General features: G+C 63.5%; 20 protein-coding genes. 14 read left to right on the forward strand and 6 right to left on the reverse strand.

The genetic code is table 11. The features are described 5' to 3' along the window. The first annotated feature begins 51 nt into the window (after positions 1-51). From RIN61_RS16820 to RIN61_RS16845, 6 genes are all read left to right on the forward strand, one after another. On the forward strand, positions 52-1338 hold the full coding sequence (locus RIN61_RS16820; protein WP_112250845.1) for an ABC transporter substrate-binding protein: 1287 nt from the start codon (positions 52-54) through the stop codon (positions 1336-1338). 181 nt (positions 1339-1519) lie between these two features. Beyond that, positions 1520-2428, forward strand: a complete 909-nt coding sequence (locus tag RIN61_RS16825) for a carbohydrate ABC transporter permease (RefSeq protein WP_112250847.1) — start codon at positions 1520-1522, stop codon at positions 2426-2428. Further along, positions 2421-3266 (forward strand): carbohydrate ABC transporter permease, encoded by an 846-nt coding sequence (locus RIN61_RS16830; protein WP_252378599.1) that lies wholly within the window; start codon positions 2421-2423, stop codon positions 3264-3266. Before RIN61_RS16825 ends, RIN61_RS16830 begins: the two co-directional genes overlap by 8 nt. A gap of 3 nt (positions 3267-3269) precedes the next feature. After that, complete coding sequence (locus RIN61_RS16835; protein ID WP_112250851.1) at positions 3270-4424, forward strand: ABC transporter ATP-binding protein; 1155 nt, start codon at positions 3270-3272, stop codon at positions 4422-4424. Between the two features lie 101 nt (positions 4425-4525). Then, the gene (locus RIN61_RS16840; RefSeq protein WP_252192062.1) at positions 4526-5818 is read left to right on the forward strand and encodes a carbohydrate porin; all 1293 of its coding nucleotides are present in this window, start codon (positions 4526-4528) and stop codon (positions 5816-5818) included. Positions 5819-5932: 114 nt separating this feature from the next. After that, positions 5933-6787: a D-hexose-6-phosphate mutarotase gene (locus RIN61_RS16845; RefSeq protein ID WP_112250855.1), complete on the forward strand. Its 855-nt coding sequence runs from the start codon at positions 5933-5935 to the stop codon at positions 6785-6787. Here the strand turns inward: RIN61_RS16845 and hexR are convergent. Continuing rightward, complete coding sequence (gene hexR, locus RIN61_RS16850) at positions 6780-7643, reverse strand: DNA-binding transcriptional regulator HexR (protein ID WP_181457315.1); 864 nt, start codon at positions 7641-7643, stop codon at positions 6780-6782. The two genes, RIN61_RS16845 and hexR, sit on opposite strands and share 8 nt — an antisense overlap. Positions 7644-7854: 211 nt before the next feature. On the opposite strand from hexR, the gene zwf reads away from it, so the two are divergent. The 3 genes from zwf to RIN61_RS16865 are packed head-to-tail and all read left to right on the forward strand — an operon-like array spanning position 7855 to position 10722. Next, on the forward strand, positions 7855-9324 hold the full coding sequence (gene zwf, locus RIN61_RS16855) for a glucose-6-phosphate dehydrogenase (protein ID WP_112250859.1): 1470 nt from the start codon (positions 7855-7857) through the stop codon (positions 9322-9324). Next, positions 9311-10024, forward strand: a complete 714-nt coding sequence (pgl, locus tag RIN61_RS16860) for a 6-phosphogluconolactonase (protein WP_313852979.1) — start codon at positions 9311-9313, stop codon at positions 10022-10024. Before zwf ends, pgl begins: the two co-directional genes overlap by 14 nt. A gap of 17 nt (positions 10025-10041) precedes the next feature. Further along, positions 10042-10722 (forward strand): bifunctional 4-hydroxy-2-oxoglutarate aldolase/2-dehydro-3-deoxy-phosphogluconate aldolase, encoded by a 681-nt coding sequence (locus RIN61_RS16865; RefSeq protein ID WP_112250863.1) that lies wholly within the window; start codon positions 10042-10044, stop codon positions 10720-10722. A 239-nt stretch (positions 10723-10961) separates the two neighbouring features. Here the strand turns inward: RIN61_RS16865 and leuA are convergent, their stop codons facing one another. The 4 genes from leuA to RIN61_RS16885 form a co-directional block, all read right to left on the reverse strand. Beyond that, positions 10962-12635 carry a 2-isopropylmalate synthase gene (gene leuA, locus RIN61_RS16870; RefSeq protein ID WP_313852983.1) on the reverse strand — a complete coding sequence of 558 codons (1674 nt, stop codon included), beginning with the start codon at positions 12633-12635 and terminating at the stop codon, positions 10962-10964. 424 nt (positions 12636-13059) lie between these two features. Then, entirely contained in the window at positions 13060-13887 is an 828-nt protein-coding gene (locus RIN61_RS16875) for a M23 family metallopeptidase (RefSeq protein WP_112250869.1), read from the reverse strand. A 3-nt stretch (positions 13888-13890) separates the two neighbouring features. Continuing rightward, entirely contained in the window at positions 13891-15270 is a 1380-nt protein-coding gene (gene xseA, locus RIN61_RS16880) for an exodeoxyribonuclease VII large subunit (RefSeq protein ID WP_112251138.1), read from the reverse strand. A 135-nt stretch (positions 15271-15405) separates the two neighbouring features. Continuing rightward, a complete protein-coding gene (locus RIN61_RS16885) occupies positions 15406-16284 on the reverse strand; it encodes a LysR family transcriptional regulator (RefSeq protein WP_207878928.1) in 879 nt (292 codons plus the stop codon). A gap of 97 nt (positions 16285-16381) precedes the next feature. Between RIN61_RS16885 and RIN61_RS16890 the strand changes: the two genes are divergently transcribed. The 4 genes from RIN61_RS16890 (at position 16382) to guaA (ending at position 20958) form a co-directional block, all read left to right on the forward strand. After that, complete coding sequence (locus RIN61_RS16890) at positions 16382-17137, forward strand: sulfite exporter TauE/SafE family protein (RefSeq protein ID WP_313852986.1); 756 nt, start codon at positions 16382-16384, stop codon at positions 17135-17137. A gap of 51 nt (positions 17138-17188) precedes the next feature. Beyond that, positions 17189-17746, forward strand: a complete 558-nt coding sequence (locus tag RIN61_RS16895; RefSeq protein ID WP_313852989.1) for a sugar ABC transporter ATPase — start codon at positions 17189-17191, stop codon at positions 17744-17746. Positions 17747-17832: 86 nt separating this feature from the next. Next, positions 17833-19302 (forward strand): IMP dehydrogenase, encoded by a 1470-nt coding sequence (gene guaB, locus RIN61_RS16900; RefSeq protein WP_013971138.1) that lies wholly within the window; start codon positions 17833-17835, stop codon positions 19300-19302. Positions 19303-19380: 78 nt separating this feature from the next. Further along, complete coding sequence (guaA, locus tag RIN61_RS16905) at positions 19381-20958, forward strand: glutamine-hydrolyzing GMP synthase (RefSeq protein ID WP_013971139.1); 1578 nt, start codon at positions 19381-19383, stop codon at positions 20956-20958. A gap of 63 nt (positions 20959-21021) precedes the next feature. On the opposite strand, the gene RIN61_RS16910 is transcribed toward guaA, so the two are convergent. Further along, positions 21022-21966: a helix-turn-helix transcriptional regulator gene (locus RIN61_RS16910; RefSeq protein ID WP_207878929.1), complete on the reverse strand. Its 945-nt coding sequence runs from the start codon at positions 21964-21966 to the stop codon at positions 21022-21024. 177 nt (positions 21967-22143) lie between these two features. Here RIN61_RS16910 and RIN61_RS16915 point away from each other — a divergent pair, with 177 nt between their 5' ends. Then, a complete protein-coding gene (locus RIN61_RS16915; protein WP_114170622.1) occupies positions 22144-22584 on the forward strand; it encodes a hypothetical protein in 441 nt (146 codons plus the stop codon).

Consider the following 22584-nt stretch of genomic DNA (forward strand, 5'->3'; position numbering starts at 1 on the left):
TGCAACGCAAGCGATCGACTTGCACGGCATAACAACAAGAAAGGTGCTTCGATGAATTCCACGCTCCGTCTCGCTGCCGCAATCTCACTGGCCTCCTTGTTCCCGCTGAGTGCCTTGGCTGCCGAACCCAAAGGCAGTGTCGAGGTGGTGCACTGGTGGACCTCCGGTGGTGAAAAAGCGGCGGTCGATGTGCTCAAGGCCCAGGTCGAAAAGGATGGCTTCACCTGGAAGGACGGCGCCGTCGCCGGTGGTGGTGGTGCCACCGCCATGACCGTGCTCAAGAGCCGCGCCGTGGCAGGCAACCCGCCGGGTGTCGCGCAGATCAAGGGCCCGGACATCCAGGACTGGGCGGCTACCGGCCTGCTCGACGCCGATGTGCTCAAGGGCGTGGCGCAGGACGAGAAGTGGGACTCCCTGCTCGACAAGAAGGTCGCAGACACCGTCAAGTACGACGGTGACTATGTCGCCGTGCCGGTGAACATCCACCGCATCAACTGGCTGTGGATCAACCCCGACGTCTTCAAGAAGGCCGGCATCGACAAGGCGCCAGCCACCCTCGACGAATTCTATGCCGCCGCCGACAAGCTCAAGGCTGCCGGCTTCATCCCGCTCGCCCATGGTGGCCAGCCGTGGCAGGACAGCACCGTGTTCGAAAGCGTGGTGTTGGCGGTGATGGGGGCCGATGGCTACAAGAAGGCCCTGGTCGACCTCGACAGCACGGCCCTGACCGGCCCGCAGATGGTCAAGGCGCTGACCGAACTGAAGAAGGTCGCCACCTACATGGACCCGGATGGCAAAGGCCAGGACTGGAACCTGGAAGCGGCCAAGGTCATCAATGGCAAGGCCGGCATGCAGATCATGGGCGATTGGGCCAAGAGCGAATGGACCCTGGCGAAGAAAACCGCCGGCAAGGATTACCAGTGCGTTCCATTCCCCGGCACCGACAAGGCCTTCCTGTACAACATCGACTCACTGGTGGTGTTCAAGCAGAACGACGCCGGCACCTCGGCCGGCCAGCAGGATATTGCCCGCAAGGTGCTGGGCGAGGACTTCCAGAAGGTCTTCAGCACCAACAAGGGGTCGATCCCGGTGCGCAACGACATGCTTGCCGACATGGGCAAGTACGGTTTCGACGCCTGTGCGCAAACCTCTGCCAAGGACTTCCTGGCCGACGCCAAGACCGGCGGCCTGCAGCCGAGCATGGCGCACAACATGGCTACCACGCTGGCCGTGCAGGGCGCGTTCTTCGATGTGGTGACCAACTACATCAACGACCCCAAGGCCGACCCGGCCGATGCGGCGAAGAAACTGGCAGCGGCGATCAAGGCTGCCCAGTAAAGCTGACGCGATCCCGTTGTAGGAGCGGCCTTGTGTCGCGATGGGCTGCGCAGCAGCCCCATAACCTGCGCACTCGATCTTTAAGGTAGGTAATCGACCTTGAGTCCTTTGGGGCTGCTGCGCAGCCCATCGCGACACAAGGCCGCTCCTACAGGGGAGTGCGGCGCCTTCGAGGTGAACCATGACCACAGCAACCGCCCAACTGCGGGCCTCACCCCTGGACGCGCTACAGCGCTGGCTGCCCAAGCTGGTACTGGCCCCAAGCATGTTCATCGTCCTGGTGGGCTTCTACGGCTACATCCTCTGGACCTTCGTCCTGTCCTTCACCACTTCGACCTTCCTGCCGACCTACAAATGGGCCGGCCTGGCGCAGTACGCCCGGCTGTTCGACAACGACCGCTGGTGGGTGGCAAGCAAGAACCTGCTGCTGTTCGGCGGCCTGTTCATCGTCATCAGCCTGGTCATCGGCGTAGTGCTGGCGGTCTTGCTGGACCAGCGCATTCGTCGCGAAGGTTTCATCCGCACCATCTACCTGTACCCCATGGCGCTGTCGATGATCGTCACCGGCACCGCCTGGAAATGGCTGCTCAACCCCGGCATGGGCCTGGACAAGCTGCTGCGCGACTGGGGCTGGGAGGGCTTTCGCCTGGACTGGCTGATCGATCCCGACCGGGTGGTGTACTGCCTGGTGATCGCTGCCGTGTGGCAGGCCTCGGGCTTCATCATGGCAATGTTCCTCGCCGGCCTGCGGGGCGTCGACCCGTCGATCATCCGCGCCGCGCAGATCGACGGCGCCAGCCTGCCGCGCATCTACTGGCGCGTGGTGCTGCCCAGCCTGCGCCCGGTGTTCTTCAGCTCGCTGATGATTCTTTCGCACATTGCCATCAAGAGCTTCGACCTGGTGGCGGCCATGACGGCCGGCGGCCCAGGCTACTCGTCCGACCTGCCGGCGATGTTCATGTATTCGTTCACCTTCAGCCGCGGTCAGATGGGCATGGGCTCGGCCAGCGCCATCCTCATGCTCGGTGCGATCCTGGCCATCCTCGTGCCTTACCTGTACTCGGAGCTGCGGAGCAAACGCCATGCATAGCCCTCTCGACAAAGTGGTGCCGAGCCCGAGCCGCATCGCCATCCATGCGGTGCTGTTGCTGGCGGTGCTGCTGTACCTGGTGCCGCTGGTGGTGATGCTGCTGACCAGCTTCAAGACCCCGGAAGACATCAGCACCGGCAACCTGCTGAGCTGGCCGTCGGTAATTACCGGCATCGGCTGGGTAAAGGCCTGGAGCACGGTCAGCGGTTACTTCTGGAACTCGATCATGATCACCGTGCCAGCGGTGCTGATCTCTACCGCCATCGGCGCACTGAACGGCTATGTGTTGTCGATGTGGCGCTTCCGCGGTTCGCAGCTGTTCTTCGGCCTGCTGCTGTTCGGCTGCTTCCTGCCGTTCCAGACCGTGCTGCTGCCGGCCTCGTTCACTCTCGGCAAGCTCGGCCTGGCCAGCACCACCACCGGCCTGGTACTGGTGCACGTGGTCTACGGCCTGGCTTTCACCACGCTGTTCTTCCGCAACTTCTACGTGAGCATCCCCGATGCGCTGGTCAAGGCTGCGCGCCTGGACGGCGCCGGGTTCTTCACCATCTTTCGCCGCATCATCCTGCCGATGTCCACGCCGATCATCATGGTCTGCCTGATCTGGCAGTTCACCCAGATCTGGAACGATTTCCTGTTCGGCGTGGTGTTCTCCAGCGGCGACTCGCAACCGATAACCGTGGCCCTGAACAACCTGGTCAACACCAGCACCGGGGCCAAGGAATACAACGTCGACATGGCGGCGGCGATGATCGCTGGCCTGCCAACCCTGCTGGTCTACGTGGTGGCAGGCAAATATTTCGTCCGCGGGCTGACTGCTGGCGCGGTAAAGGGGTAAGTCATGGCAACGCTCGAACTTCGCAATGTGAACAAGACCTACGGCAGCGGCTTGCCGGACACCCTCAAGGACATCCAGCTGTCGATCAAGGACGGCGAGTTCCTGATTCTGGTCGGCCCGTCTGGTTGCGGCAAGTCGACCTTGATGAACTGCATCGCCGGGCTGGAGCAGATCACCGGCGGTGCGATTCTCATCGACCAGCAGGACGTCAGCGGCATGAGCCCCAAGGACCGCGACATCGCCATGGTGTTCCAGTCCTACGCGCTGTACCCGACCATGAGCGTACGCGAGAACATCGAGTTCGGCCTGAAGATTCGCAAGCTGCCCCAGGCCGCCATCGACGAGGAAGTGGCGCGGGTGGCCAAGCTGTTGCAGATCGAGCACCTGCTGGCGCGCAAGCCGGCGCAGCTGTCCGGTGGCCAGCAGCAGCGTGTGGCCATGGGCCGGGCGCTGGCACGGCGGCCGAAGATCTACCTGTTCGATGAACCGCTGTCCAACCTCGATGCCAAGCTGCGCGTCGAGATGCGTACCGAAATGAAACTGATGCACCAGCGCCTGAAGACCACCACCGTGTACGTCACCCATGACCAGATCGAGGCCATGACCCTGGGCGACAAGGTGGCGGTGATGAAGGACGGCATCATCCAGCAGTTCGGTACCCCACAGCAGATCTACAACGACCCGGCCAACCAGTTCGTCGCCAGCTTCATCGGTTCGCCGCCGATGAACTTCATCCCGGTGCGCCTGACCAAACAGGATGGCCGCCTGCTGGCGCTGCTCGACAGCGGCCAGGCGCGCTGCGAACTGCCTCTGGGGCTGGGTGCCGACGAACTCGAGGGGCGCGAGATCATTCTGGGAATCCGCCCCGAGCAGATCGCGCTGGGCTCCGGGGAGGGCAACGGCATGCCGGGCATCCGCGCCGAGGTGCAGGTAACCGAGCCCACCGGGCCGGACCTGCTGGTGTTCGTCACCCTCAACCAGACCAAGGTCTGCTGCCGCCTGGCGCCGGATGTGGCGTGCCGGGTCGGCGACAGCCTGAACCTGCAATTCGACCCGGCCCGGGTGTTGCTGTTCGACGCCGCCAGCGGCGAGCGCCTGCACCTGGCCACTACTGCCGCAACCATGAAAGACAACGTGGCGCACTTCAAAGGCCGATAACTCGTCTACACCGTCAATAAGAAAAAAGAGGACGCAAAGGGATGGAACAGCGCAAACGCATCAGGACATTGGGCTCGCTGGCCTTGCTCGCTCCACTGGCGATGGCCGCCGGCAGCGGCGCGCAGGCTGCCGAGGCCTTTTCCAGCGAATCGAAGTGGATGACCGGCGATTGGGGCGGCACCCGCACCGAGCTGCTGGAAAAGGGCTATGACTTCACCCTCGATTATGTCGGTGAGGTTGCCGGCAACCTGCACGGTGGTTACAACGACGACAAGACCGCGCGCTACAGCGACCAGTTCGCCCTCGGCGCGCACCTGGATTTGCAGAAAATCTTCGGCTGGCACGATGCCGAGTTCAAGCTGGCGATCACCGAGCGCAGCGGCCGCAACCTGTCCAACGACCGCATCAGCGACCCGCGCGCCGGGCAGTTCAGCTCGGTGCAGGAAGTGTGGGGCCGCGGCCAGACCTGGCGCCTGACCCAGATGTGGGTCAAGCAGAAGTACTTCGACGGTGCACTGGACGTGAAATTCGGCCGCTTCGGCGAGGGCGAGGACTTCAACAGCTTCCCCTGTGACTTCCAGAACCTGGCCTTCTGCGGCTCGCAGGTGGGCAACTGGGTCGGCGGTATCTGGTACAACTGGCCGGTCAGCCAGTGGGCGCTGCGGGTGAAATACAACATCACCCCGGAATTCTTCGTTCAGGTCGGTGCCTTCGAGCAGAACCCTTCCAACCTGGAAACCGGCAACGGCTTCAAGCTCAGTGGCAGCGGCACCAAAGGCGCTATCCTGCCGGTGGAGGCGGTGTGGTCACCCAAGGTCAACGGCCTGCCGGGCGAATACCGCCTGGGTTACTACTACAGCACGGCCAAGGCCGACGATGTGTTCGATGACGTCAACGGCAACCCGCAGGCGCTCACGGGCGAGGCCTTCAAGTCGCACTCCAGCAAGCATGGCTGGTGGGTAGTGGCACAGCAGCAGGTCACTGCCCATGGCGGCGACGTAAACCGTGGCCTGAGCCTGTTCGCCAACTTCACCGTGCACGACAAGGCCACCAACGTGGTCGATAACTACCAGCAGGTTGGCCTGGTCTACAAAGGCGCCTTCGACGCCCGGCCCAAGGACGATATCGGCTTCGGCGTGGCGCGCATTCATGTGAATGACGATGTGAAGAAGCGCGCCGAACTGCTCAACGCCCAGAGCGGCATCAGCGATTACGACAACCCGGGCTTCGTACCGCTGCAGCGTACCGAGTACAACGCCGAGCTCTACTACGGCTTCCACGTTACCAACTGGCTGACCGTGCGGCCCAACCTGCAATACATCAAGAGCCCGGGCGGGGTGGATGAGGTGGACAACGCGCTGGTCGCAGGTTTGAAGATTCAGTCGTCATTCTGAGAGCAATTGTTGTAAATTTACGCCAATCCACTTCGGTACCCGGCACCCACTGGTCTTCAGTGGTTGTCGGGGATAGGCCGAGACAGCGCTATCTCAAAACAAGAGCTCTGAACCATGCCCGAACATCCGCTCCATCGCTTCTTCACCTCGCAGCGGCCGCGGCCGACATTCGAGTGGGAGCGTTACCAGCAGCGCGATGTGCTGATCATCGACCATCCCCGTTGCCAGGCGGTGTTCAGCCGTCAGGGTGCGCAATTGCTGCATTTTCAACCGGCGGGTGAACGGCCCTGGCTGTGGTGCGCCGAGCAGTGGCCGCAGGTTGGGGCGATCCGCGGTGGTGTGCCGGTGTGCTGGCCATGGTATGGCCGCCACCCCAGCGAGGACTTGTGGCCGGCCCATGGCTGGGCGCGCCTGCTCGACTGGAAGCTGGTGGGCAGCCGGGAGGACGAAGAGGGCGTAACCCTGAAATGGCGGCTGGACCTGTGCGACTGGCAGGTCGACCTGCACGCCCGGCTGGGTAGCCGCATGGAACTGAGCCTGAGCACCGAGCACCAGGACAGCGAACCCTGCCAGCTGAGCCATGCCCTGCTGGCCTACTGGCGCATCAGTGACGTGTCCGAGATAGCGCTGTCCGGGCTCGAGGATATCGAAGGCTACGACCGCCTGAACCGTCAGGCCTGCCGTGAGGATGGCGCGCTGAAGCTCAAGGGCGGCTGCCAGAAGGTCTACCCCGGCACGCCGCGGGTGCAACTGCAGGACCCGGCCTGGCAGCGCGAGCTATGCATCGATACCGGTGACAGCGACGACACGGTGGTCTGGCACCCGGGCAATCGCCCGCTGATGGGCGTGACCGGGCGTGAATGCCAACGCTTCGTCTGCGTCGAGGCTGCCAGCGGCGGTGGCGAGGGCCTGAGCCTGGCGCCGGGGCAGCGTGCCCACCTGCGCCTGCAGGCGCACCGGCTTAGCTGAGCTCGTCGTCCTCGATCGGGTAGCGGCTGGCGTTGAGGCTTTCCTTGATCTTGCGCAGGTGCGGCTGGAAGTCCACGCCGCGGCGCAGGGTCATGCCGGTGGCCAGCACATCGAGCACGGTCAGCTGGATGATCCGTGAGGTCATCGGCATGTAGATGTCGGTGTCTTCGGGCAGCGGAATGTGCAGGCTCAGGCTGCAGGCATTGGCCAGTGGCGAACCGGCGGCGGTCAGCCCCAGCACCGAGGCGCCGTTCTCTCGGGCCAGGCGGGCCACATCGACCAGTTCGCGGGTACGCCCGGTGTAGGAGATGATCACGAACAGGTCGCCGGTGTGCGCCACCGAGGCCAGCATGCGCTGCATCAGCACGTCGGCGTGCGCCGATACTGCCAGGTTGAAGCGGAAGAACTTGTGCTGGGCATCCAGCGCCACCGGGGCCGAGGCGCCCAGGCCGAAGAAGTGGATCTGCCGGGCCTGGATCATCATGTCCACGGCGCGGCTGACCTGCTGCGGGTCGAGCTGCTGGCAGGCGCTGTCGAGCGAGGCGATGGCACTGGCGAAGATCTTCTGGGTGTAGGCTGCCGGGTCATCGTCGGCCTCCACCGCGCGGCTGACGTAGGCGGCGCCGCTGGCCAGGCTCTGCGCCAGCTGCAGCTTGAGCTCGGGGTAGCCGCTGACGCCGAACGAGCGGCAGAAGCGGTTGACAGTCGGTTCGCTGACCTTGGCCGCCTGGGCCAGCGCAGCGATGCTGAAGCGGGTGGCTTGTTGCGGGTTGAGCAGGATGACTTCGGCGACTTTGCGTTCGGCCTTGTTCAGCTCGTCGAGGCGGCCCTGGATCTGTTCCAGGAGGTTTCGCACGCGGTCCATGGGTGTGTCCTTGGGTCGGGAAGACAGCCGGCTGTGGAAGCAGCAGGCTTTTTGCACGGTCGTCTATCGTACTGTCGGCGCGGTTGGCGTACCACTTGTCTGTAACACTTGCGTGTAATGTTGTGGTTTTTACTACATTATCCCTTGAAAACCGTATGTGAAAGCGGTATTCCTAGACCAACTTTAGGAAAGAACCAACATCATGGCTGCAATCAGTGTCGAACCTTGCACCTTTGCCCTGTTTGGCGCCCTCGGCGATCTGGCATTGCGCAAGCTGTTTCCTGCGCTTTACCAGCTTGACCGGGCCAACTTGTTGCACCCGGAAACCCGCCTGCTGGCGCTGGCCCGCGAGGCAGGTAGTGCGCAGGGCCACCTGGACAGCATCGAAGCGCACCTGCGCCGGCATGTACCCGAGGCCGATATCGAGCCCGCCGCGCTGGGCCGTTTCCTTGCCAGGCTGAGCTACCAGCATCTGGACTTCCTCCAGCCCGAGGGCTACCAGGCCCTGGCCGAGCAGTTGCCTGGCGAGCTGCCGCTGATTGCCTACTTCGCCACCGCTGCGGCGGTGTACGGGGCCATCTGCGAAAACCTCGACAAGGCCGGGCTGGCCGCACGCACCCGTGTGGTGCTGGAGAAGCCCATCGGCCACGACCTGGAGTCGTCGCGCCGGGTAAACGATGCCGTGGCACGGTTCTTCCCGGAGGGCCGGGTCTACCGTATCGACCACTACCTGGGCAAGGAAACGGTGCAGAACCTGATCGCCCTGCGTTTCGCCAACAGCCTGTTCGAAACCCAGTGGAACCAGAATTCCATCTCCCATGTGGAGATCACCGTCGCCGAGAAGGTCGGTATCGAAGGCCGCTGGGGCTACTTCGACAAGGCCGGCCAGCTTCGCGACATGATCCAGAACCACCTGCTGCAGCTGCTGTGCCTGATCGCCATGGACCCGCCCAGCGAACTGTCGGCCGATGCCATCCGTGACGAGAAGGTCAAGGTACTCAAGGCCCTGGCACCGATCACCGGTGAAGGGCTGAGCACCCGTGTGGTGCGCGGCCAGTACATCGCCGGCTACAGCGATGGCAAGCCGGTGCCCGGTTACCTGGAAGAAGACAACGCCAACGCCCAGAGCGACACCGAAACCTTCGTCGCCCTGCGTGCCGACATCCGCAACTGGCGCTGGTCGGGGGTGCCGTTCTACCTGCGTACCGGCAAGCGCATGCCGCAGAAGCTGTCGCAGATCGTCATCCACTTCAAGGAAACCCCGCACTACATCTTCGCCCCGGAACAGCGTTTGCAGATCGGTAACAAGCTGATCATCCGCTTGCAACCGGACGAAGGCATCTCTTTGCGGGTGATGACCAAGGAGCAGGGCCTGGACAAAGGCATGCAACTGCGCAGTGGCCCGTTGCAGCTGAATTTCTCCGATACCTGGCGCAGTGCAAGGATTCCGGATGCCTACGAGCGGCTGTTGCTCGAAGTGATGCGCGGCAACCAGAACCTGTTCGTGCGCAAGGACGAAATCGAGTATGCCTGGAAGTGGTGCGACCAGCTGATCGCCGGCTGGCGTAACGCGGGCGATGCACCCAAGCCATATGCGGCAGGCTCCTGGGGGCCGATGAGCTCGATTGCACTGATCACACGCGATGGGAGGGCGTGGTATGGGGATATCTGAACTGAAACTGCCGGCGGTTGTGAACGTCCATGAACTGGCGGATGCGGCCGCGCTTGCGGCCACCCAGGCCCATGACGTCGCCGAGCGCCTGCGCGCGGCAATTGCCGCCAAAGGCCAGGCCTGCGTGGTGCTGTCCGGCGGCCGCAGCCCGGTGCCGTTCCTCGAGAAGCTGGCCAGCGAGAACCTCGACTGGGCCAAGGTCACCGTCAGCCTGGCCGATGAGCGCTGGGTGCCTGTCGAGCACGCCGACAGCAATGCCGGCCTGCTGGCCCGTCACCTGTTCAAGGGGGCGGCGGCCAAGGCCCGCTTCGTTGGCCTGTATCAGCAGGCGGAAAACCTCGATGCCGCTGCGGACAAGGCCGACCAGGCCCTGGCCGAGCTGCCGCCGATCGACGTGCTGGTGCTGGGCATGGGGGATGATGGCCATACTGCCTCGCTGTTCCCCGCCAGCCCCAACCTGGAAGCAGGCCTCGACCTGGCCAGCCCGCGCCGCTGCCTGCCTTTGCTGGCACCGAGCGTGCCGCACCAGCGCCTGTCGATGACCCGCTCGCTGTTGGCCACCTCTGCCTTTACCGCGCTGTCCGTACAAGGGCAGGGCAAACTCGCTACCCTGCGCGCCGCGCTGGCTGGCAACGACCTTACCGAAATGCCGATTCGCGCTTTTCTTCACGCCCCCCTGGACATCTACTGGTGCCCATGAGCCAAGGATCCACAGTCATGACCACCCTCGAACGCCCACAGCCCAAGCTCTCGATGGCCGACAAAGCCGCACGGATCGACGCCATTTGCGAAAAGGCGCGCATCCTGCCGGTGATCACCATTGCCCGCGAGGAAGATATCCTGCCGCTGGCTGACGCCCTGGCCGCCGGCGGTATCCGTACCCTGGAAGTGACCTTGCGCTCGCAGCACGGCCTGAAGGCCATCCAGGTGTTGCGCGAGCAGCGCCCGGAGCTTTGTGTCGGTGCCGGCACCGTGCTCGATCGCGGCATGTTCGCCGCGGTTGAAGCTGCGGGTGCGCAATTCGTCGTTACCCCAGGCATCACCCAGGATATTCTCGAAGCCGGTGTGGATAGCGAGATCCCGCTGCTGCCAGGTATCAGCACGCCGTCCGAAATCATGATGGGCTACGCCCTGGGCTACCGCCGCTTCAAGCTGTTCCCGGCGGAGATCAGTGGCGGCGTTGCGGCGATCAAGGCTTTCGGTGGCCCGTTCGGCGATATTCGTTTCTGCCCTACGGGCGGTGTGAACCCGGCCAACGTGCGCAACTACATGGCGCTGCCCAATGTGATGTGTGTGGGTGGCACCTGGATGCTCGACAGCAGCTGGATCAAGAACGGCGATTGGGCGCGAATCGAAGCGTGCAGTGCGGAAGCGATGGCGCTGCTGGACGCCAACTGAATTTGTTGTGTGCTTTACGGCTTATGGGGCGCTTGGTCGGCGCCCCTTTTTTTTGCCTGCAGTCTTTGCATTGCCTGTGGGGGCCCTTTCGCGGGCTCGCCCGCTCCCACAGGTACTGTACAGTTGCTGAGTGCAGCGCGATCCCTGTGGGAGCGGGTTCACCCGCGAAGAGGCCGGCACAGGCACACAAAAAAGCCCGCATCAAACGATGCGGGCTTCTTCATTAATCACACCAGGGCTCAGGCTGCCTTGGCTTCCTGCTGGCTCAGCGAGCGGTTCAGTGCGCTGAACAGTGCCTTGAAACTGGCCGTGGTGATGTTTTCATCGATGCCCACGCCATGTACCGGGCGGCCACCGGCCACGCGCAGTTCGATGTAGGCCGCGGCCTTGGCATTGGTACCGGCGCCAATCGCATGCTCGTTGTAGTCCATGATCTCCACGGCAATCGGCAGGCCGGCCACCAGCGCCTCCAGGGCGCCGTTGCCCTTGCCACGCCAGTGCAGGGTGGGTTCGCCTTCACCGGCGACTTCCACTTCCACGGCACTATGGCCGTTCTCTTCCTGCAGGCGATGGCTGACCAGCGCGTAAGGGGCGTTGGCCTGGAGGTATTCCTTGTGCAACAGGCTGTAGATCTGCTGGGCGGTCATTTCCAGGCCCAGGCGGTCGGTTTCACCCTGTACCACCTGGCTGAATTCGATCTGCATGCGGCGTGGCAGGCTGATGCCGTATTCCTGTTCGAGCAGGTAGGTGATACCGCCTTTGCCCGACTGGCTGTTGACGCGGATCACTGCCTCGTAGCTGCGACCGATGTCGGCCGGGTCGATCGGCAAGTAAGGGACTTCCCACAGCTCGCCTTCCTGCTGCTTGGCGAAGCCCTTGCGGATCGCGTCCTGGTGCGAGCCGGAGAACGCGGTGTGGACCAGGTCGCCCACGTATGGGTGGCGTGGGTGCACCGGCAGCTGGTTGCACTCTTCGACCACCTTGCGCACGCCGTCGATGTCGGAAAAGTCCAGCAGCGGGTCGATGCCCTGGGTGTAGAGGTTCAATGCCAGGGTCACCAGGTCGACGTTACCGGTACGCTCGCCGTTGCCGAACAGGCAGCCTTCGGCGCGATCGGCACCGGCCATGAGGCCCAGCTCGGTGGCGGCAATGCCAGTGCCACGGTCGTTGTGGCAGTGCAGGCTGATGATTACGCTGTCGCGACGGCTGACATTACGGCAGAACCACTCGATCTGGTCGGCGTAGATGTTCGGCGTGGACACTTCCACGGTGGCCGGCAGGTTGAGGATGATCTTGTGCTCAGGCGTCGGGTTCCACACCTCGATCACCGCGTCGCAGACTTCCTTGGCGAACTCCATCTCGGTGGCGCTGAAGGTTTCCGGCGAGTACTGGAAGGTCCACTGGGTTTCCGGCTGCTGGGCGGCGTACTTGACGAACAGCTTGGCTGCGTTCACCGCAATGTCCTTCACGCCTTGCTTGTCCTGGTTGAAGACGATGCGGCGGAACGACGGGCTGGTGGCGTTGTACAGGTGGACGATGGCCTTTTTCGCCCCGCGCAGCGATTCGAAGGTGCGGGCGATGAGGTCTTCACGGGCCTGGGTGAGCACCTGGATGGTAGTGTCGTCCGGGATGTGGCCGTCTTCGATCAGCATGCGCACGAAGTCGAAATCGGTCTGCGAGGCGGATGGGAACGAGGCTTCGATTTCTTTCACGCCAACCTGCACCAGGGTCTTCCAGAAACGCAGCTTCTTCTCCGAATCCATTGGCTCGATCAGCGACTGGTTGCCATCACGCAGGTCGGAGCTGCACCAGATTGGCGCGGCAGTGATGGTCTTCGACGGCCAGGTACGGTCAGGCAGGTCGATGGTCGGGAAAGCGCGGTATTTCTTCGAAGGGTCTTTGAGCATGGTCATGGAAGCAATCCTTTTGTGTGCGGCCGAGATCGGGCCTGCCGGGCGATAACGAGATGTAAAGGCGAGGCGACGCGATTCAGCCTGGTAGTCGGGCGCTGACCAGGCAGAGGCTGCGATGTTGTCGGAGCAGGATGAGGGTGCTGAAGGTTTTCATGCTTTCAACCCTAACCAGTGGGGTGGGGGATGGCAAGCGTTCAGAAAAAATTGAGAGGAATGCTTAAAAAATATCAAAAGGCGCGATTTTATGGCCCTATTTTGCTGAGTGCTTCTTTATTTTTGCGCGGTATTTTTCGATGGCGCAACACAGTTGAACTGATGTCGACTGTAGTGGCCCCTTCGCGGGTAAACCCGCTCCCACAGGTGCGGGCGCTATCCCTGTGGGAGCGGGTTTACCCGCGAAGAGGCCAGCACTGCGACGCAAATCTCAGGGCTGGAACGCGCCAATGAAAATCGCCGGATCCACCCGCGCATCATTCAGGCTGACGTTCCAGTGCATGTGCGGCCCGGTAGCCCGCCCGGTCGAGCCCACACGCCCGACCACTTCGCCCCGGCGCAGCTGCTGCCCAACCTGCACATCGATCTTCGACATATGGCAGAACATGCTGATAAAGCCCTGTCCGTGGTCGACGAACACCGTGCGGCCATTGAAGAAGTAATCGCCCACCAGGATCACCTTGCCATTGGCCGGGGTCTTGATTGGCGTGCCTGCCGGCACCGCGAAATCCAGCCCGGCATGCGGGTTGCGTTCTTCGCCATTGAAGAAGCGGCGCACGCCGAACTTGCTCGACAGCGGGCCGCTTACCGGCTTGTCGAGGATCAGGTTGCTGGGCAGGGTGGGGCTGAAGCTGCGGTAAGCCTTTATCTGCTCGGCCAGCTCACGGTCGATGCGCTTGAGGTCGGCCGGGTTCGGGTTGACCTGGCGGGTGTTCTTCAGGGTGATGCGCTGCTCGGGGTACTTTTTACTACCTACGCTGAAAGGCAGGGTACGGCCGCCCTGGCTCAGCACCGCAGTGCCGGGCTTTTGGGTCAACGGGATGCCGACGATGGCCAGCCAGTTGTCCTGCTCCTTCACCACCAGCACCGGTTTGCCGTCGAAGCGGGCGCTGGGCGCGCTGGCTGCGGGGCCAAGGTCGACCACCGCCACGCCGCCGGGTACCGGCTTGTTCAGCGTGCGGGTGATGTAGCTGGCCTGGGCGCCACCGGTCAGCAGCAGGAGGGAAAGGGCAAGCAGGGGCGCGAGCAGGCGGGGCATGTGTCAGTCCAGAAGTGAGAGGGTGACCGGGGTCAGGTGGTTGTCTTCGACTCGCACCAAAAGCTCGCCTTCGTTCAGGCGGGCGGTCAGGCGCTGGCCGTTGCGGGTCTGTTCGGCGCTGCGGATGGCCTGGCCCTGTTCGTCCAGCAGAATGCTGTAGCCGCGGGCGAGGGTGGCCAGCGGGCTGACCACCTGCAGCGTCTGCAACTGGGCCTGGAAGCGCTGGCGGCGGTCCTTCAGCACTTCGCGCATCGCCCGTGGCAGGCGCTCGGCCAGGCTGTCCAGGCGTTGGCCCAGCAGTTTCAGGGTGCGCCCCGGGTGCTGCGCGGCCAGGCGGGTGTCCAGGCGTGCCAGCAGCTGATGGCGCTGGTTGAGGTTGAGCATGAATGCACGGCGCAGGCGCATGTCCAGGTCGTCCAGACGCTGGGCCTGCTGGCGCAGGCGCTCGCCCGGGTGGCGCAGGCGTCGGGTCAGCGACTCCAGGCGCAGGCGGTCGTGGGTAAGGCGGTTCTGCATGCGCAGCAACAGGCGCCGTTGCAGGCCATCCAGCCGTTGCTGCAGGCCACTGTTGTCGGGGGCCAGCAGTTCGGCTGCGGCAGAGGGTGTGGGGGCGCGCATGTCGGCGACGAAGTCGCTGATCGATACATCGGTCTCATGGCCTACAGCGCTGACAATCGGCGTGACACAGGCAGCCACGGCCCGCGCCACGGCTTCTTCGTTGAAGCACCACAAGTCCTCCAGCGAGCCGCCGCCCCGGGCCAGGATCAGCGCATCGAACCCGAGGCTGTCGGCCAGGCGGATGGCGCGCACGATCTGGGCGATGGCTTCGCGGCCCTGTACTGCGGTGGGGATCAGGTTCAGTTCCACCTGCGGGGCACGGCGACCGAACACACTGATGATGTCGCGGATCACCGCGCCAGTGGGCGAGGTGATGATGCCGATGCGCTGCGGGTGGGCCGGCAGCGGCCGCTTGCGTTCGGCGCTGAACAGCCCCTCGGCACCCAGCTTCTCTTTCAGTGCCTCGAAGGCCAGGCGCAGGGCGCCGTCGCCGGCCGGCTCGACAGTGTCGAGAATCAGCTGGTAATCGCCACGCCCCTCGAACAGCGAAACCTTGCCGCGTACCCGCACCGCCAGGCCGTCGCGCAGGGCCTGGCGCACCCGCGTGGCGTTCTGCCGGAACAGCGCGCAGCGCACCTGCGCGCCGCTGTCCTTCAGGGTGAAGTACATGTGGCCGGACGCAGGGCGGGCGAGGTTGGATATCTCGCCTTCCACCCACACGCTGCGGAACACGTCTTCCAGCAGCACACGGGCGCGGCCGTTGAGTTGGCTGACGGTAAGGACCTCGCGGTCCAGGCCGAGTCGTTCGAAAGGGTCTCTGATCATGACGGGCATCATAAAGGACATCGGCCCCGGTTGTCTGTCCCGGCCCAATCGCCGGCAAGCCAGCTCCCACAGGCACGGCACAATGCCCACCCAACGCGATACCTGTGGGAGCCGGCTTGCCGGCGATTGGGCCCTTCAGGCCTGCATCGCCGTCACGAACTGGCGCACCATCGAACCTGCATCCCGCCTGCAAGCCATCGCCACAGTACTCTCACACCCTCCCTCCAGCGCCACGAAGCTGACTGAGGCAGGCGCAATTTCACGCATGCATTCCGGCAACAACGCCACCCCAAACCCCGCCTGAATCAGCTGCAACTGGGTGGTCTTGCGCGACAGCACCTGCGCCGCGCGCGGGAAAAAGCCCGCCTCCATGCACATCGAGGCCGACAGGTAGCTCAGCCCACCACGGTCCCGGTGCGGAATGGAAATGAAGCGCTCCTCGCGCAACTGCTCAAGCCTCACCTGTGCCGCACCAGCCAGTGGATGCCCGTCGGCAACCGCCAGCAGCAGTGGCTCGCTGAACAGTTCATGCAGCAGCACCCCTTCATGCTGTCGCAACACAGGCAAACGCAGCAGGCCGATATCCAGGCGTCCATCAGCAATATCCTCCAGTTGCGCCTCCGACGACTGCTGGGCAATTTCCAGTGAAACCCCTGGGTTGTCGCGCAAGTAGCCGCCCAGGCGAGCCAGCAGCGGGCCGGTCAGCGGTACGGTACTGGAGTGGTTCAGGCGCAGGCTGCCCTGCAGCCCTTCACCAATGTCGCGGGTCACCCGCTCGGCCTGCGCCAGGTCGGCCAGCAAGCGCCGTGCCCGTTCCAGCAAAGCCTGGCCGGCCAGGGTCAGGCGTGGCAGACGCGCGGTGCGCTCGAACAGTGGCGTACCCAGTTGCTGCTCCAACTCCTTGATCTGTCGGCTCAGCGCCGACTGGGCGATGTACAGCCGCTCGGCGGCAGCGCTGAAGCTGCCGCATTCGGCGATTTCCACGAAGTAACGCAACTGGCGAATCGACGTCATGTCATGCCTTTTCGAGATGGGTGTGGCGATAAAGGCATATTAGTCGGCATGGCTCGTGGCTGGCTAACCTTTGCCTGTCTTCCGAGGAATCGTTGCCATGCTCGCCCAACTATCGTTTTCCGGCCTTGACTGGCTACCCATCCTGCTTGGTGTCGGCGTTGCCTACATCGTCTTCGGTATCGCCGGCTTCGGCACCGCGCTGGTGGCCGGCCCAGTGCTGATCCACTTCATGCCGCTGTCGCGGATCATTCCGCTGCTGGTGCTGCTGGACTTCGTCGCAGCCTTCGGCAACCTGTTGCCCTCGCGCCGCGATGTCGTGCGCAGCGAACTGCTGCGGCTACTGCCGTTCATGGCCATTGGCTGCACGCTGGGTGTGGTATTCCTGCTGCAGCTGAAGTCCGACCTGTTGCTGCTGCTGATGGGCCTGTTCGTCACGGCCTATGCCGTGTACGGGCTAGCGGTGAAGGTGCGGCCGGCCAGCCTGTCCGGTTTCTGGGCAATGCCCATGGGTACGGCAGGCGGGCTGTTCGGTGCCTTGTTCGGCAGCGGCGGCTTCCTTTATGCGCTGTACCTGAGTGCCCGGCTGGAGGCCAAGGAGCAGGTACGCGCCACCCAGAGCGCGCTGATCAGTTGCAGTACCGTGGTGCGTCTGACGCTGTTCCTGATCGCTGGCGTGTATGCCGACCCAAGCCTGCTGCTGCTCGCCGCCTGCCTGTTGCCGGTCATGCTTGTCGGCCTCTGGGCGGGGTGCAGGCTTACCCATCGGCTGTCCCGCGAAGCCTTCGTGCGCCTGGTCACGTGGCTGGTGCTGGCCAGCGGCCTGGCGTTGATCGGTCGCTATCTCAGCGCCTGAGCAGGCGGTAGAATTGCGCCATTACCGCAGTTTTTCAGGCTTGTCCCGTTCATGAACACCCAGAGCATCATCGTTCCCAAGCTGTCTACCGTCCCGGTGCACGAAGCCCGTGCCCGCGCCATCCTGCGCTGGCTGGTGCGCGAGAAATTGGTCGAGGAACAGCTGACCACCTGTGGCCGCACCGGCAACCGCATGGGCCATGCCCTGGCCGAAGGGGCCCGCAAAGTGGCCCTGCACCCGCAAAAACTGCCCTTCGGCGAGCAAGTCAACGGCCTGGAGGTGATGCTCAAACGCTGCATCTATACCCCTACCGAAGGTTTCCTCGAAGAGGCCGGTTGCCCCGAGTGCCGGCGCGAGGTGGGCGAGCCGCTGTTCGAAAGCCTGGAAGAATGGATGCCGGCGGTGAGCGACAACTTCACCTGCCCGTTGTGCGGGTTCGAAGATGACATCAATGGCTTCATTTACCTGCAGCCATGTGCCTTTTCCAACCTGGGGTTCATCTTCAACAACTGGGGCGAGGCCGGGTTTACCCAGGCCTTTCTCGACAGCTTCGCCGACTGGCTCGACCAGCCGGTGGCCGTGGTACAGGTAAAACTGCCACAAGGCTGACCGAAGGCCCTTATTTTGCATTGAGCGGCGCGCCGTGCATGAGTATAATGGCGCGCTTCCATTTTTCCCGCCCGGGAGCCCCCGCGATGCTGCGTATCAGCCAAGAAGCCCTGACCTTCGACGATATCCTCCTTGTACCTGGCTATTCCGAGGTACTGCCCAATGAAGTCAGTCTCAAGACCCGTTTGACCCGCGGCATCGAGCTGAACATTCCGCTGGTTTCCGCTGCCATGGATACCGTGACCGAAGCGCGCCTGGCCATTGCCATGGCCCAGGAAGGCGGCATCGGCATCATCCACAAGAACATGACCATCGAACAGCAGGCCAGCGAAGTGCGCAAGGTCAAGAAGTTCGAGGCTGGCGTGGTCAAGGACCCGATCACCATCGACGCCGACGCCACCGTGCGCGACCTGTTCGACCTGACCCGCCTGAACAACATCTCCGGTGTACCGGTGCTGGCGAACGGCGACCTGGTCGGCATCGTCACTTCTCGTGACGTGCGCTTCGAAAGCCGCCTGGATGCCAAGGTCCGCGACGTGATGACCCCGAAAGAGCGTCTGGTCACCGTCCGCGAAGGCGCCGACAAGAACGAAGTCCGCGAGCTGCTGCACAAGCACCGCCTGGAAAAAGTCCTGATCGTCGACGACAAGTTCAACCTCAAGGGCATGATGACCGTCAAGGACATCGAAAAGGCCAAGGCCTACCCGCTGGCCAGCAAGGACGACCAGGGTCGTCTGCGCGTCGGCGCCGCGGTCGGCACCGGCAAGGACACCGGCGAGCGCGTTGCCGCCCTGGTGGCTGCTGGTGTTGACGTGGTTGTGGTCGACACCGCCCACGGTCACTCCAAAGGTGTGATCGACCGCGTTCGCTGGGTCAAGGAAACCTACCCGCAAGTGCAGGTGATCGGCGGCAACATCGCCACCGGCGCTGCCGCCAAGGCGCTGGCCGAAGCTGGCGCTGACGCGGTCAAGGTCGGTATCGGCCCAGGCTCGATCTGCACCACCCGTATCGTTGCCGGTGTCGGCGTGCCGCAAATCAGCGCCATCGCCAACGTTGCCGCTGCGCTGGAAGGCACTGGCGTGCCGCTGATCGCCGACGGCGGCATCCGCTTCTCGGGTGACCTGTCCAAGGCCATCGTCGCCGGTGCTTCCTGCGTGATGATGGGTTCTATGTTCGCCGGTACCGAAGAGGCACCGGGTGAAGTCGAACTGTTCCAGGGCCGTTCCTACAAGGCCTACCGTGGCATGGGCTCGCTGGGTGCCATGGCACAGGCGCAAGGCTCGTCTGACCGCTACTTCCAGGACTCCTCGGCCGGTGCCGAGAAGCTGGTACCGGAAGGCATCGAAGGCCGTGTTCCCTACAAGGGCGCGCTGGCCGCGATCATCCACCAGCTGATGGGCGGCCTGCGTTCGTCCATGGGCTACACCGGCAGCGCAACCATCGAAGAGATGCGCACCAAGCCGGAATTCGTGCGCATCACCGGTGCCGGCATGGCCGAGTCCCACGTGCATGACGTGCAGATCACCAAAGAAGCCCCTAACTACCGCGTAGGCTGAGGCTTCTGGCAATTCAAGCATGCGGGGCTGTCGTGACAGCCCCGCGTCGTTTCCGATTTCCACTGACGAGATTGAGTCATGGCCCTCGACATTCACGCTCACCGCATCCTGATCCTCGATTTCGGTTCCCAGTACACCCAGCTGATCGCCCGCCGCGTGCGCGAAATCGGCGTGTACTGCGAGCTGCATCCATTCGACATGGACGATGAAGCGATCCGCGAATTCAACCCGCGCGGCATCATCCTCGCCGGCGGCCCCGAGTCGGTCCACGAAGCCAACAGCCCGCGCGCCCCGCAGGCGGTGTTCGACCTGAACGTACCAGTGCTGGGCATCTGCTACGGCATGCAGACCATGGCCGAGCAGATGGGCGGCAAGGTCGAAGGTTCCGACCTGCGTGAATTCGGTTATGCCCGTGTGGACGTGGTCGGCAAGAGCCGCCTGCTCGACGGCATCGAAGACCACATCGACGCTGACGGCGTACTGGGCCTGGACGTGTGGATGAGCCACGGCGACAAGGTCACCCAGATGCCGGGCAACTTCCACGTGCTGGCCAGCACCCCGAGCTGCCCGATCGCCGGCATGTTCGACGACGCGCGCGGCTACTACGGCGTGCAGTTCCACCCGGAAGTGACCCACACCAAGCAGGGCGGTCGCATCCTGTCCCGCTTCGTGCAGGACATCTGCGGCTGTGAAGCCCTGTGGACTCCGTCCAACATCGTCGAAGACGCCATTGCCCAGGTGCGTGAGCAGGTCGGTTCGGCCAACGTCCTGCTGGGCCTGTCCGGCGGCGTCGACAGCTCGGTTGTTGCCGCGCTGCTGCACCGCGCCATCGGCGACCAGCTGACCTGCGTATTCGTCGACAACGGCCTGCTGCGCCTGCACGAAGGCGACCAGGTGATGGCCATGTTCAAGGAGAACATGGGCGTCAAGGTCATCCGCGCCGACGCCGAGAAGCAGTTCCTCGACAACCTGGCCGGCGAAGCCGACCCGGAGAAGAAGCGCAAGATCATCGGCCGCACCTTCATCGACGTGTTCGATGCCGAAGCCAGCAAGCTGGAAAACATCCAGTTCCTCGCCCAAGGCACCATCTACCCGGACGTGATCGAGTCGGCTGGCGCCAAGAGCGGCAAGGCCCACGTGATCAAGTCGCACCACAACGTCGGTGGCCTGCCGGAGGAAATGAACCTCAAGCTGGTCGAGCCGCTGCGTGAGCTGTTCAAGGACGAAGTACGCAAGATCGGCCTGGAGCTGGGCCTGCCGTACGACATGGTCTACCGCCACCCATTCCCGGGCCCGGGCCTGGGCGTGCGCATCCTCGGTGAAGTGAAGAAGGAATACGCCGACATCCTGCGTCGCGCCGACCACATCTTCATCGAAGAGCTGCGCAAGGCCGACTGGTACCACAAGACCAGCCAGGCATTCGTGGTGTTCCAGCCGGTCAAGTCGGTCGGCGTCGTTGGCGATGGCCGTCGCTACGCCTGGGTCGTGGCCCTGCGCGCCGTCGAGACCGTGGACTTCATGACCGCACGTTGGGCGCACCTGCCGTACGAGCTGCTGGAAACCGTCAGCGGCCGTATCATCAACGAAATCGATGGTATCTCGCGCGTTACCTACGACGTGTCGAGCAAGCCGCCGGCGACCATCGAGTGGGAATGATCCCACCTCGCGGTTGATGAAACGGGCCTGCATTGCAGGCCCGTTTTTTTATCCGGTAAAACCCTATTCAGCCCCGGGAGAACGCCCGAAATACGCCTTGTAGGCATGGCAGAAATTGGCAGGGTTGGCGTAGCCGACCTGATAGGCAACCTGCGAAACCTGCCAGCGACGTTCCAGCAGCAGGGCGCGGGCCAGTTCCATTCTCTGTTGCCGCACATACTGCAGGAGCGACCGGCCGTACTCATGGCTGAATGCGCGGCGCAAGGTGGTCTCGCTCACCCCCAGTTGGCGAGCAAGGCTTGCAGCAGTGGGCGGGGCATTCAGGTTTGCATCAAGCTGGCGACGCGTTTCAATGGCCAAATCGCGGTGCCCCCGGTCCTGGGGCTTTTCGGCCGGCCTGTGGCCGATCAGGTGGCTGGCCAGCTCCAGCACGATGGCCAGGCTCAGGCTTTCGCAATGCAGGCGCCTGAGTGCGCCCGTGTAGGGCGATAGATACAGCTGCTGGAACAGGCGGCTTATTGTTGGCCACTGCGGCAACTGGTCGAAGCGCATGCCATCGGCGGCAAGGGCCAGCAGCGGCATCAGTTGCGCATCGTCCCGGGCCAGCTCGTGCAGGTAATCGCCGGCAATACGCACCCCGGCCATGCGGGCGTGGCTGTTGGCGGGCAATTGGTCCTGCGCCTCCAGGCTTTCACCGAGGCCCAGCATGTGCAACTGACCAGGGGCATAACTGTTGAGCTTTCCGTCCACCGTGTGCTGCCACGCCCCGTCGAACACCTGCACGATGCACAGGCTTTGCTGCAGCACCTTGTCGATCCTCAGCGGCTCCGGAAATTGCAGGTTGCAATCGAAGTACTGCAACCCGCCGTGTACCGTCTGCGCCCGATAGTGGCCGGTCGCGCTACCCATCACTCGTGCGCTGCTTGCGTCCAGTACGCCGGCCTCGGCGAGTGACCCGGGGCTATCGAATGAAAAAGCGGTATCGAGGTAGGGGCTGATAGATCGCATGGGCGCTAGGCATCCTTGGCAGCGGGCGGCATGGCCGGAAATGGTAACGCGTGCACATTTTCAGCGACAGCCATTGTGCGCAGGGCGCTGTCTGTTGTGCGAACCGGTCAACGGGGTTGGCAGTGCGGGCCAGGCTTATTTCAATGGGCGTTTGTTCCGCTTCAGGATGGAAAACACATGCTCGCTTATCGTAAATGGACTGCCCTGCTGGTGGCTGCGCTCAGCCTGTGGCTGGGCCAGGTTCACGCTGAACAACGGCCGGAGGTGGCCGACCAGGTAGTTGCCTACATGGGCACGCAAGGGGCCAAGGTGTGGACGCTGCGCATCGGTGAACGCGCCGCAAACGAAGCGCTGGTGCAGATCGAAGGCGTCGATCACGACTGGAACATGCGCATCCAGAAAATGCAGGTGGAGAAAACCAGCCGGGATACCCGTTACTCCACCACCGTGGATGGCAAGAAATACGTGGTGCTGATCATCCAGGGCAGTTGGGGCGGCGAACTGTATCTGCCGGGTGAGGCGCAGCCACTGCAGGTCGGCTATTCGGAAGGGCTGTCGCATCAGGGTAATGCCCAGGCATTCCTCACCGATTACCTGGCGACGCAGGAGGCGCAATGA

It is taken from the genome of Pseudomonas inefficax, assembly GCF_032164165.1.
GTDB lineage: Bacteria > Pseudomonadota > Gammaproteobacteria > Pseudomonadales > Pseudomonadaceae > Aquipseudomonas > Aquipseudomonas inefficax.

What these genes read in the sequence shown, in the direction of transcription:
- RIN61_RS16820 (WP_112250845.1), top strand. Translation starts at nt 52, where the DNA reads ATGAATTCCACGCTCCGTCTCGCTGCCGCAATCTCACTGGCCTCCTTG.
- RIN61_RS16825 (WP_112250847.1), top strand. Translation starts at nt 1,520, where the DNA reads ATGACCACAGCAACCGCCCAACTGCGGGCCTCACCCCTGGACGCGCTA.
- RIN61_RS16830 (WP_252378599.1), top strand. Translation starts at nt 2,421, where the DNA reads ATGCATAGCCCTCTCGACAAAGTGGTGCCGAGCCCGAGCCGCATCGCC.
- RIN61_RS16835 (WP_112250851.1), top strand. Translation starts at nt 3,270, where the DNA reads ATGGCAACGCTCGAACTTCGCAATGTGAACAAGACCTACGGCAGCGGC.
- RIN61_RS16840 (WP_252192062.1), top strand. Translation starts at nt 4,526, where the DNA reads ATGGCCGCCGGCAGCGGCGCGCAGGCTGCCGAGGCCTTTTCCAGCGAA.
- RIN61_RS16845 (WP_112250855.1), top strand. Translation starts at nt 5,933, where the DNA reads ATGCCCGAACATCCGCTCCATCGCTTCTTCACCTCGCAGCGGCCGCGG.
- zwf (WP_112250859.1), top strand. Translation starts at nt 7,855, where the DNA reads ATGGCTGCAATCAGTGTCGAACCTTGCACCTTTGCCCTGTTTGGCGCC.
- pgl (WP_313852979.1), top strand. Translation starts at nt 9,311, where the DNA reads ATGGGGATATCTGAACTGAAACTGCCGGCGGTTGTGAACGTCCATGAA.
- RIN61_RS16865 (WP_112250863.1), top strand. Translation starts at nt 10,042, where the DNA reads ATGACCACCCTCGAACGCCCACAGCCCAAGCTCTCGATGGCCGACAAA.
- leuA (WP_313852983.1), bottom strand. Translation starts at nt 12,635, where the DNA reads ATGACCATGCTCAAAGACCCTTCGAAGAAATACCGCGCTTTCCCGACC.
- RIN61_RS16875 (WP_112250869.1), bottom strand. Translation starts at nt 13,887, where the DNA reads ATGCCCCGCCTGCTCGCGCCCCTGCTTGCCCTTTCCCTCCTGCTGCTG.
- xseA (WP_112251138.1), bottom strand. Translation starts at nt 15,270, where the DNA reads ATGATCAGAGACCCTTTCGAACGACTCGGCCTGGACCGCGAGGTCCTT.
- RIN61_RS16885 (WP_207878928.1), bottom strand. Translation starts at nt 16,284, where the DNA reads ATGACGTCGATTCGCCAGTTGCGTTACTTCGTGGAAATCGCCGAATGC.
- RIN61_RS16890 (WP_313852986.1), top strand. Translation starts at nt 16,382, where the DNA reads ATGCTCGCCCAACTATCGTTTTCCGGCCTTGACTGGCTACCCATCCTG.
- RIN61_RS16895 (WP_313852989.1), top strand. Translation starts at nt 17,189, where the DNA reads ATGAACACCCAGAGCATCATCGTTCCCAAGCTGTCTACCGTCCCGGTG.
- guaB (WP_013971138.1), top strand. Translation starts at nt 17,833, where the DNA reads ATGCTGCGTATCAGCCAAGAAGCCCTGACCTTCGACGATATCCTCCTT.
- guaA (WP_013971139.1), top strand. Translation starts at nt 19,381, where the DNA reads ATGGCCCTCGACATTCACGCTCACCGCATCCTGATCCTCGATTTCGGT.
- RIN61_RS16910 (WP_207878929.1), bottom strand. Translation starts at nt 21,966, where the DNA reads ATGCGATCTATCAGCCCCTACCTCGATACCGCTTTTTCATTCGATAGC.
- RIN61_RS16915 (WP_114170622.1), top strand. Translation starts at nt 22,144, where the DNA reads ATGCTCGCTTATCGTAAATGGACTGCCCTGCTGGTGGCTGCGCTCAGC.